The following is a 7,927-nucleotide window of genomic DNA, read 5'->3' as shown; positions in this document are numbered from 1 at the left end:
CCATTAGCTCAATCGTGAAAAGTAGCTATATCAAGGGTTTTACACACCCTATTTTAAATTTAGCACGTTTCTCATAAAAATGAAAAAAGTCTGACGATTTTGTCAGACCAAAATAATATAACCTTAAAAAGAGAAGAACAATTCTTCCCTCCATATATCATATCATTATTTAGCAGCTGCGTACAATTCATCTACTTTGTTCCAGTTGATCACTGAGAAGAAAGCTTTGATGTAGTCAGGACGCACGTTGCGGTATTTCACGTAGTAAGCATGCTCCCAAACGTCCAAGCCCAAGATTGGTTTTTTGCCTTCTGAGATTGGTGTGTCTTGGTTTGCTGTTGAAGTCACTTCAAGTTTACCTTCTTTGTTAACAACCAACCATGCCCATCCTGAACCGAAACGAGTTGTTGCTGCTGCAGTGAAGGCTGCTTGGAATTCTTCAAATGAACCAAATGTTGCATCGATTGCTGCTGCAAGTTCTGCTGATGGAGCTGTTTTTTCAGGAGTCATCAATTCCCAGAAAAGAGCGTGGTTCAAGTGTCCGCCACCGTTGTTGATAAGTGCTTGACGGATATCAGCTGGAATAGATTCTACATCAGCAAGCAAGGCTTCAAGGTCTTCACCGATTTCAGGGTGTTTTTCAAGAGCTACATTAGCATTGTTGACATAAGTTTGATGGTGTTTGTCATGGTGCAAGTGCATTGTTTCCGCATCGATGTATGGTTCCAAAGCGTCGTATGCATATGGAAGATCTGGTAAGATAATAGCCATCTGTAATACCTCTTTTTCTTTCTATATGAAAATGATAACGCAAACATTCACTTTTTTCAAGTTTTTTGCTTATAGATGAAGAAATCACTGAAATACTTTCTAATAATACTCTTCGAAAATCTCTTCAAACCTCGTCAACGTCTCCTTGCCCTAGGTATATGTAATTGACTTCGTCAGTTCTATCCACAACCTCAAAACAGTGTTTTGAGCTGACTTCGTCAGTCTTATTTACAACCTCAAAGCAGTGCTTCGAGCAACCTGCGGCTAGTTTCCTAGTTTGCTCTTTGATTTTCATTGAGTATAAAACAAGCAAATCAGCAAGAAACCCACGACAAGATAATCTTGACGCAGGTTGTAGTTTCAAAAAAATGTCAATTGACCTGACTAGCAATCTGTAAAAGTGCCTTTTCAAAAAGGAAACTCTTTTCATAAAGACCTGTCTTAATCTGATAGTCTGTCTCAATCAAATAAGAAATAGCTTGCTTCAAAAAGCTCAAGGAAAGTCCTCGTGAATCCCTCAGCGCAAACTTGATTTGATAGGGATTAGGATTGCGTCCGAGAAAACTTCCTAGACTACTTGCAATCTGCGATTCTGTTTGCCCAGACTCTGACAAAATTTTCACCTGAGTAAAAGTCCGAAATTGTCCTAGCATGACTGCAATCAACTTGATTTCATCTTCCCCTTGCAAGGTCAAGTCTCTCACCAAATCGCGCGCCTGATCCATCTTTTTAGTCAGAATAAACTGAGTTAAATCAAAAATATTGTCCTGCAAGGTCTTGGGAATTGCGTTAACAATATCCTCTTCCTCGATAACAGAGTCTTCCTTATAGGACTGTAAAAAGAGGAGATTTTTCTGGATTTCGCTAAATTGAAAACCTGACTTGACGAGAAGATTTTCAAAAGAATGATTGGCAAACTGCAGACCTTGTTTCTGGCTCCACTTTTGGAAATACTGGCGCAATTCTTGTTCTTTAGCTTCTACTGCATCAAAGACATGAGCATCACGCTTAAGTAATTTAACCAACCGTCTTTTACTATCCAGTTTTCCTTCTGCAAAGATTAACAACTTAGTTGTTGGTGAAGGATTGTCAAGGTATTCCTCAAATGACTTGAGCTCATCATCTGTCAAAAAGCGTTTCTTAGCTGTTGTGATATCGACAAAATGGTCTAGTATCACGATTTTCTCATCCGCAAAGAAAGGAAGGCTGACCAACTCCAGTTCCACATCCTTGTAAACTACTTCTTTCATATCAAAGTAGGCAAAGTTGAGGTCAGCAGAATCATAACCAATCTGTTTCAATACTTGACTCTTCATCACTTCAAACTGACCCTGATCTGTCCCTGTAAATAGGCTCAGACTAGGTAGATTTGATAAAGTCAATTTCTGACTTTCTTCAATGGCTAGCATCTTCTCTCCTTTCTTCTGATTTTTTAATGAGTTTAATCAATATAGCGCAATTTCCCACGGAAATCTTCTAAGCTCTCGTACCCTTTTTCCGCCATGATTGCTTTCAGTTCATTGGTAATGCGGTCAAAAGCACCAACTCCCTCTTTGTGAAGGGTGGTTCCTACCTGCACCATACTCGCTCCACAAAGGATATGTTCAAAGGCATCACGACCAGTTAACACGCCACCTGTTCCAATGATTTGAATTTGAGGATTTAAACGTTGATAAAAAGCGTGAACATTAGCCAAAGCAGTCGGTTTGATATACTCGCCACCAATGCCACCGAAACCATTTTTAGGGCGAATAACGACAGACTCATCTTCTATATAAAGGCCGTTTCCGATAGAGTTAACACAGTTGACAAACTTAAGAGGATACTTATTGAAAATAGCTGCCGCTTGGTCAAAGTGAACAATATCAAAATATGGTGGCAATTTAATTCCTAAAGGTTTGGTGAAGTAGGCAAACACCTCTGCCAAAATCCGGTCTGTTGTTTCAAAATCATAGGCAATCTGAGGTTTGCCTGGAACATTTGGACAGGAGAGGTTTAGCTCAGTCAGACCACGAAACTCACTCTCTTGGACTTTTTTCAAGATAGTATGGGTTTCCTCTGGAGACATGCCGACTAGAGATAGGAAGAAAGTTCGGTTTGGCTCTTTTTCCTGCAAGTCCAAAAGATAGTCCAAATAATAGTCTAAGCCATTATTCGGCAAGCCCATAGAGTTGATAGAACCAAGGGGAACATCTTGATAGCGTGGCTCAGGATTTCCCTGACGAAAGTCCAAGGTCGCTGTCTTGGTCACAAAAGTTCCTGCCGCTGAGTTTTTAACTCCTTCTAACTCTGCTATCGTCATACAAGCCACACCCGCAGCATTCATCAAGCAATTGTCAAACTCAAAGCCAGCTATTTGTGTTTTCGTTGATACCATGATTCTGATCCTCCAGATTCCTTTTATTTCTAATATTATACCATACTTTCAGATTTTCTCTTTAAGAAAGGCATTTATAAGAAAAACGTTCGTTTTTTATCTATTTTCAAAAAATCAAAAAAACTAAATTGAAAGAATTTTTAGAAAATTTCTGTTTTTTTCTTTACAGTAAAAAAAAATTCTGCTATAATGACTCACGTAATAAAATATGACAACAAAAGGAGAACGATATGACATCTGCTAAAGAATATATCCAAAGCGTGTTTGAAACTGTAAAAGCTCGTAACGGGCACGAGGCTGAGTTCCTCCAAGCTGTTGAAGAATTTTTCAACACTTTAGAACCTGTATTTGAAAAACACCCTGAGTATATCGAAGAAAATATCTTGGCACGTATTACTGAACCAGAGCGCGTGATTTCTTTCCGTGTTCCTTGGGTTGACCGTGATGGAAAAGTTCAAGTAAACCGTGGCTACCGTGTTCAATTCAACTCAGCTGTTGGACCATACAAAGGCGGACTTCGTTTCCACCCAACTGTAAACCAAGGGATTTTGAAATTCCTCGGATTTGAACAAATCTTTAAAAACGTCTTGACTGGACTTCCTATCGGTGGAGGTAAAGGTGGATCAGACTTCGATCCTAAAGGTAAAACAGATGCTGAAGTGATGCGCTTCTGCCAAAGCTTCATGACTGAACTGCAAAAATACATTGGCCCATCACTTGACGTACCTGCTGGTGATATCGGTGTTGGTGGACGTGAAATTGGTTACCTTTACGGTCAATACAAACGCCTTAACCAATTTGATGCTGGTGTCTTGACTGGTAAACCTCTTGGATTTGGTGGTAGCTTGATTCGTCCAGAAGCAACTGGTTACGGTTTAGTTTACTACACTGAAGAAATGCTTAAAGCTAACGGTAACAGCTTTGCTGGTAAGAAAGTGGTTATTTCAGGTTCTGGTAACGTGGCTCAATACGCTCTTCAAAAAGCGACTGAACTTGGTGCAACTGTTATCTCTGTATCTGACTCAAATGGTTACGTCATCGATGAAAATGGTATCGACTTCGATCTTTTGGTTGACGTTAAAGAAAAACGTCGCGCTCGTTTGACTGAGTATGCAGCTGAGAAAGCAACTGCTACTTATCATGAAGGTTCTGTATGGACTTACGCTGGAAACTATGACATTGCGCTTCCATGTGCTACTCAAAACGAAATCAACGGTGAAGCAGCTAAACGTTTGGTTGCTCAAGGAGTTATCTGTGTATCTGAAGGTGCCAACATGCCAAGCGACCTTGATGCCATCAAAGTTTACAAAGAAAATGGTATCTTCTACGGACCTGCAAAAGCTGCCAACGCTGGTGGTGTAGCCGTTTCAGCCCTTGAAATGAGCCAAAACAGTCTTCGTCTCTCATGGACTCGTGAAGAAGTTGATGGACGTCTCAAAGACATCATGACAAACATCTTCAACACAGCTAAAACAACTTCAGAAACATATGGTCTTGATAAAGACTACCTTGCAGGAGCTAACATTGCTGCCTTTGAAAATGTAGCAAATGCTATGATTGCACAAGGTATTGTTTAATATTCATTTGCTTAATCCTCAATCGCTTCGATTGGGGATTTTTAGCTTGAATTAAACAGTTGGAAAATTACTTACTCGCCCCCTTTTTTGCCCCTTTTAGAACAAAAAGAAAAACCGCTACTCCTAAGAATAGCGGTTTAATCATGTTTTTAAGCTACTAATGTAGTCGCTCTATTATTTGCCGTTTTTTCTTTTAAAGACTTTTTGCCCAGTTTAACTTCTTAAGAAAGCCAAATGATATTCTCCATTCAATTTAACTGCTACTTTCTCGTGGATAGACTGATTTTTTAAAGAACAAATTTCTCCATATTTCCAACTTTCGTGCTCCCCTGATAATCTAGTGACTGACTTCACTTGATTATCTAAGTTAGCAACTGTAGCACTAAGCTCTTCTTTTGGAATAATTTCTTCAGTAATTGTAAATAATTGTTCCCCTATCTTCAACTCTCTGGCTTCTTGCTCATTGATAGCAAATTCTCCTACTAAGCGAACATTAAATAAGTCAGAAACTTTTATAAGTTCTTCTTTAGAAATATTATCAAGTAGTTTACATTTATAGAAAGTACTATCAATTTTTATGGCAAATTCTCTATTCTTGGTTTGATATAAGTCACCAATCTCCAACAAATCATTCTTTATTTCATCATTGGAATCATCGTAAGATATTTCATAAATATCATAATGATTGCTTACTTTACTTTCAATATCTTCATATAAAATTAATTGATTAGTTACACCATAATGCTCTCCTTTATAATCAAATCGATTATAACTTGAGTCGAGAAATTTAACATCATACTTCTCATATGTGCATCCAGTCAATCCAAGTAAACTTAAGAAAAAAATTACGGAAAGATAGATCTTTTTGAATTTCATAGTTCTCCTCCTAATTTTCTATAGTTAAATTATCAAAAATCAATAACGCCTCTCTCCAATATGTCTTTACAGACTTATTTTGGATATGAAGTAAAGTCAAAACAATTCCCAAACTTCCATCCAAAAATTTAACACTCCCTTCATTTCAATCATAGTATATAATTAAACACCTTTTCTGCTTACAACTACTAAATTAGCAACAAACAATAATACAACATAAAAAGTTAAAGCTAATAAATTAGTTGTGCTTCTAAAATTATTTTCTAAAATTATATTAACTGGTAAAATTACTGAAATCCAAAAAATATTAAGAAAAACTTTATTTGTTGCAAATAATATAAATAAACTTTCTACAACAGCAATAAGTAAATTGCCACCTTTCGCAATAAACAATGTCAATAGCATGTGGAAATGATTTAGCAATATTAGTAATAACCAACTAACTATTCCTACGTAAAAATAATATGAAAAGTGTTCTAACTCTATACCTACAACTACCCATAAAGGAATAGTAAGTAAAGATAATAGTAAATCTAACACAAAAATTTTCGCTCCCCATATACTGGCTGTATTTCTCGAGCCTTTAATATTCTGATAATTATTAGCATTGATTTCTTGTTCAGATACTAATAAAGTGATTATCGTAGTTATCATGCAATAGCCTAACATGGGTAAAAAGATAATATTTTCCAATACAATTGTGTTATTTACAGATAATATGTAAATTGGAATTGTCAATAGTTGTATAGTAGACAAAATCAAAATAATGTATAGTTGATACGAACCTTTAAATTTAATCATTTCACTTTTTAGCAATTGGATCATTACTTAACCTCCAATTTAACATTAACAAAGAAACAATAAATAGAATCAATGATAGAAATACGGTAAATACTACCATTTTAACGTCTGTTACATGATTTGTTAAATCTAAATCTCCTGACGGTTTTATATACATAAGACTATAAGCAATTTTATAATGATATGTAAAAGGAAAGAAGAACCAAAAGCTACTTTGAGCGATAAAAGGTGCAACCAAAAAACAAATCAAGGAGTTAATAGATACTAAGATATAGGGGTTGATCCGTTTCGAAAATAGATACAAGAGTGGCAATACCCATATGGATGTTATCGAAATAAGTACTAAACAAATTAAGTCACCAATTATATTCAATGATATTAAGTCGCCATACAAAAAATTACTTGTAAATAATAATATAGCTAAAAACCATACGTTCGAAATGAGTAAATCTTTTAATTTTAAAAGTATCTTTACGATATATATTTTTATGCTATCATTTCGAAAGTATATATTCTGGAAGTTTCCTGCAGCTTCTTCTGCTTTATAATCATATAAAAATAACAATCCAATAAGCGTGTACAAAAAGACGGCTTCCCACCAATATATTGAAAAACTTTCTAGAATACTCGGTCCAACAAGTAATACAGCTATTAAAATCGACAATCCAGGAGCTATTATCAAGAATTTTTTGGATGTATTTTTTCGCTGTTTTAACCATTCTGATTTAAATATTTTTATCATATTGCGTCACCTCCATGAACAATTCTTATAAATAAAGATTCTAAATCATCACTTTGAACATTCGAACCATCGTAAAAAATTTGACCATCATGTAAAATAACAACTTTATCTGCCACTTTACTAACTTCATACAGTTGATGGCTAGATAAAAGAATTGTCATTCCTGATTTCTTTAAAGAAATCATTAAATTCAACAATTCCTTTATACCATCTGGATCCAATCCATTGGTAGGTTCATCTAAAATGAGCAAATCTGGACTAGTAATTATTGCCATACCTAATCCCAAACGTTGTTTCATACCTAAAGAAAAGCTCCCTGCTTTTTTCTTTCCCGTATTAGATAGCCCAATCAAGTTTAATACTTCATTAATTCGTTCGTCAGAAATGTCATATAACAATGCTCTTGTTTTTAAGTTATCAAATGCAGATAAGTTCATATAGATAGCAGGAGTTTCAATAAGCGCTCCAATCTCATATATACCCGCATTTTTTTCCCATTAAAAATAACCGTACCACTATCAGCATTTTCAAGACCAAAAATAATCTTCATAATTGTTGATTTTCCTGCACCATTAATACCTAATAATCCACAAATACTCCCCTCTTTTATTTCAAAAGAAATATTTTTCAGTACTTCTCTATCCTTATATGATTTTCTAAGTTTTTGAACTTGTATATTCATAACTATAATTCCTCCTTGTTTTATACTTGTATGTTATACTTTATTTTTCAAAATTTGTTCAGAATTTCCAATTTTACAAAATTAAAAAAATAGACAGTCCT

The 7,927-nt window shown here is 35.4% G+C and carries 7 protein-coding genes and 1 pseudogene; 1 reads left to right on the top strand and 7 read right to left on the bottom strand.

Annotation, left to right across the window (positions count from 1 at the left end; all coding sequences use genetic code 11):
• Positions 1-165 precede the first annotated feature (165 nt).
• The 3 genes from sodA to M1G12_RS04800 all read right to left on the bottom strand — a co-directional run bounded on the left by sodA (position 166) and on the right by M1G12_RS04800 (position 3,148).
• Positions 166-771: a superoxide dismutase SodA gene (gene sodA / locus M1G12_RS04810; protein WP_049546399.1), complete on the bottom strand. Its 606-nt coding sequence runs from the start codon at positions 769-771 to the stop codon at positions 166-168.
• Positions 772-1,142: 371 nt separating this feature from the next.
• Complete coding sequence (holA, locus tag M1G12_RS04805; protein ID WP_033684934.1) at positions 1,143-2,180, bottom strand: DNA polymerase III subunit delta; 1,038 nt, start codon at positions 2,178-2,180, stop codon at positions 1,143-1,145.
• A 32-nt stretch (positions 2,181-2,212) separates the two neighbouring features.
• Entirely contained in the window at positions 2,213-3,148 is a 936-nt protein-coding gene (locus tag M1G12_RS04800) for a dihydroorotate oxidase (RefSeq protein ID WP_247949489.1), read from the bottom strand.
• Between the two features lie 230 nt (positions 3,149-3,378).
• Here M1G12_RS04800 and gdhA point away from each other — a divergent pair, with 230 nt between their 5' ends.
• Positions 3,379-4,725: an NADP-specific glutamate dehydrogenase gene (gene gdhA / locus M1G12_RS04795; protein ID WP_000199543.1), complete on the top strand. Its 1,347-nt coding sequence runs from the start codon at positions 3,379-3,381 to the stop codon at positions 4,723-4,725.
• A gap of 213 nt (positions 4,726-4,938) precedes the next feature.
• On the opposite strand, the gene M1G12_RS04790 is transcribed toward gdhA, so the two are convergent.
• The 4 genes and pseudogenes from M1G12_RS04790 to M1G12_RS04775 all read right to left on the bottom strand — a co-directional run bounded on the left by M1G12_RS04790 (position 4,939) and on the right by M1G12_RS04775 (position 7,826).
• On the bottom strand, positions 4,939-5,601 hold the full coding sequence (locus M1G12_RS04790; RefSeq protein ID WP_049502159.1) for a NisI/SpaI family lantibiotic immunity lipoprotein: 663 nt from the start codon (positions 5,599-5,601) through the stop codon (positions 4,939-4,941).
• A gap of 162 nt (positions 5,602-5,763) precedes the next feature.
• Entirely contained in the window at positions 5,764-6,426 is a 663-nt protein-coding gene (locus tag M1G12_RS04785; RefSeq protein ID WP_247949488.1) for an ABC-2 family transporter permease, read from the bottom strand.
• Entirely contained in the window at positions 6,404-7,144 is a 741-nt protein-coding gene (locus tag M1G12_RS04780) for a lantibiotic immunity ABC transporter MutE/EpiE family permease subunit (RefSeq protein WP_000590350.1), read from the bottom strand. The genes M1G12_RS04785 and M1G12_RS04780 overlap by 23 nt, the downstream gene beginning before the upstream one ends.
• Positions 7,141-7,826: pseudogene (locus M1G12_RS04775) on the bottom strand (ABC transporter ATP-binding protein). Before M1G12_RS04775 ends, M1G12_RS04780 begins: the two are co-directional and overlap by 4 nt.
• Positions 7,827-7,927 lie beyond the last annotated feature (101 nt).

Origin of the sequence: Streptococcus mitis (genome assembly GCF_023110375.1) — a bacterium.
Taxonomy (GTDB): Bacteria; Bacillota; Bacilli; order Lactobacillales; family Streptococcaceae; genus Streptococcus; species Streptococcus mitis_CI.
This window is presented reverse-complemented; position numbering and strand designations above follow the sequence as displayed.

Bases quoted from the DNA above. Each gene is read 5' to 3' on its own strand.
- sodA (WP_049546399.1), bottom strand. From the start codon at position 771: ATGGCTATTATCTTACCAGATCTTCCATATGCATACGACGCTTTGGAA.
- holA (WP_033684934.1), bottom strand. From the start codon at position 2,180: ATGCTAGCCATTGAAGAAAGTCAGAAATTGACTTTATCAAATCTACCT.
- M1G12_RS04800 (WP_247949489.1), bottom strand. From the start codon at position 3,148: ATGGTATCAACGAAAACACAAATAGCTGGCTTTGAGTTTGACAATTGC.
- gdhA (WP_000199543.1), top strand. From the start codon at position 3,379: ATGACATCTGCTAAAGAATATATCCAAAGCGTGTTTGAAACTGTAAAA.
- M1G12_RS04790 (WP_049502159.1), bottom strand. From the start codon at position 5,601: ATGAAATTCAAAAAGATCTATCTTTCCGTAATTTTTTTCTTAAGTTTA.
- M1G12_RS04785 (WP_247949488.1), bottom strand. From the start codon at position 6,426: ATGATCCAATTGCTAAAAAGTGAAATGATTAAATTTAAAGGTTCGTAT.
- M1G12_RS04780 (WP_000590350.1), bottom strand. From the start codon at position 7,144: ATGATAAAAATATTTAAATCAGAATGGTTAAAACAGCGAAAAAATACA.